Annotated in this window: 1 protein-coding gene and 1 pseudogene; both read right to left on the bottom strand. The window is 68.3% G+C overall.

What is annotated here, in order from left to right; genetic code table 11:
• A partial coding sequence (locus AC1D01_RS33745) for a sterol desaturase family protein (RefSeq protein ID WP_477873825.1) occupies positions 1–1,112 on the bottom strand: 1,112 nt, incomplete at its 3' end.
• Between the two features lie 58 nt (positions 1,113–1,170).
• Positions 1,171–1,901: pseudogene (cobA, locus tag AC1D01_RS33740) on the bottom strand (uroporphyrinogen-III C-methyltransferase).
• Between the last annotated feature and the right edge of the window lie 12 nt (positions 1,902–1,913).

Raw genomic sequence — 1,913 nt, 5'->3', positions numbered from 1 at the left:
AACCTGAGCTGCTTGAAGAACCCGTTCGGCACGTAGTCGCCGACCACCCCGTACTGATCCGGCCACTTCCGGTCCGCCTTCACCGCGGTGCCGAACAGGTAGTCGATGAACGCGAAGTGCGCCGCGTAGTTCTTGTCGATCGCCTCGTCGTCCTGCGAGTGGTGCCAGTGGTGGAAGTTCGGCGTCACGATCAGGTAGCGCAGCGGGCCGAGCCGCACGCTGACGTTGGCGTGGTTGAACACCGCCTGGAAGCCGACCACGACGATGTAGGCGTCGATCACTTCCTTGCTGAAGCCCAGCACGTAGATCGGCGCCAGCACCAGCGTGCGCGTGATCAGCAGCTCGAGGATGTGCTGGCGCGAGCCGGCCAGCCAGTCCATGCTCTTCACGCTGTGGTGCACCGCATGCAGGCGCCACAGCAGCGGCACCTCGTGGTACGCGCGGTGCGTCCAGTACTGCACCAGGTCGGCCACCAGCACGATCAGGAACAGCGCGACCCAGAAGTTCAGGCCGGTGACCCAGCCGCGGATGCCGTCGTGCGCGGCCCAGCCGAACAGCCGGTGCACCAGCAGGTTGGTCGCCAGCAGCACGAAGCCGACCACCATGTGGTTCACGATGAAGTGGTGGAAATCGGTCTGCCATTCGGCGCGGAACACCGGCTGCGTGCGGCGCAGCGCGAACAGCTTCTCGATGAACACGAAGATCAGCGTCGAGCCCAGCAGGTCGAGGATGAACCAGTCGAGGCCGAGGTAGGGCGTGTGGTCGGGGAAATCGCTGCTGACCGGCACCTTGTGGCCGCCCCAGGCCAGCGACGCGGCCACGAGCACGAAAGACGCGAAGGCCAGCCAGCGCGCCTGGCCGCGGATGATGTTGAACAGCGACAGCGAGCCGGCGATCACCAACGCCACCAGCAGCACCTGCCGGATCACGTCGACGTTGTAGCTCTGGCGCAGCTCCGGCGTCGTCAGGTACTGCGGGAAGTGGAACGCGATCACGCCCAGGAAGCACAAGATGGCCAGCCCCAGCGCGATCACGCCGGTCACCATGCCGTGGCCGCGTTGCAGCGGGCCATGCGAGGCCGTCAGGYGGTTCAGCTTGTCGATCTTGAGCATCAGGTCCTCACTCCGCCAACATCTCGTGGCCGGGGATTATGYGGCGATGCCCCCGTCTTCAGGCGACCCGGGCGACCCCCATTTGGAGGGATTCGCGCACGCTGCCCGGCAGATCGTCACGCGCCTGCAGCCCGCGCAGCACCTCGCCGACCAGGATGATCGCCGGGCTGCCGAGCTGCTCGCGCTCGATCAGCCCGCACAGGTCGCCGAGCGTGCCGAGCGCATGCCGCTGCTGCGGCTGGCTCGCATGCTGCACCAGTAGATGACGAGCGTCAGCCCCTGCGCGGCCGCGGCGGCGAGCGTCGGCCAATCGGGGGAGGCACCCGATTCCTTCGCATGGCCGGTCACCAGGATGACGCCGTGCGCATGGTCGCGGTGCGTCAGTGGCACGTCGAGCGAGGTCGCCGCGGCCAGGCCCGAGGTGATGCCGTTGACCACCGACACCTCGATGCCCTGCGCGCGCAGGTGCTGCATCTCCTCGCCGCCGCGGCCGAACACGAACGGGTCGCCGCCCTTCAGCCGCACCACGCGCTCGCCCTTCAGCGCCTCGGCGGCCATCAGCTTCTCGATGAAGGCCTGCGGCGTGCTCGCGCAGCCACCGCGCTTGCCGACATGGACGACGCGCGCCGAGCGGCGGGCATAGCGCAGCACGCCGTCGCCGACCAGGTCGTCGACCAGCAGCACCGTGGCGGCGCGGATCGCGCGGATCGCCTTGAGCGTCAGCAGCTCCGGGTCGCCGGGGCCGGCTCCGACCAGTGTCACGCCACCGCGCTGCGGGGAATCGTTCATGCCGTCTTTTCC

The sequence above is a fragment of the Rhizobacter sp. P3_B12 genome (assembly GCF_056402895.1).
Note: the sequence above shows the minus strand (reverse complement) of the source record. Positions and strands in the feature narration are given on the sequence as shown.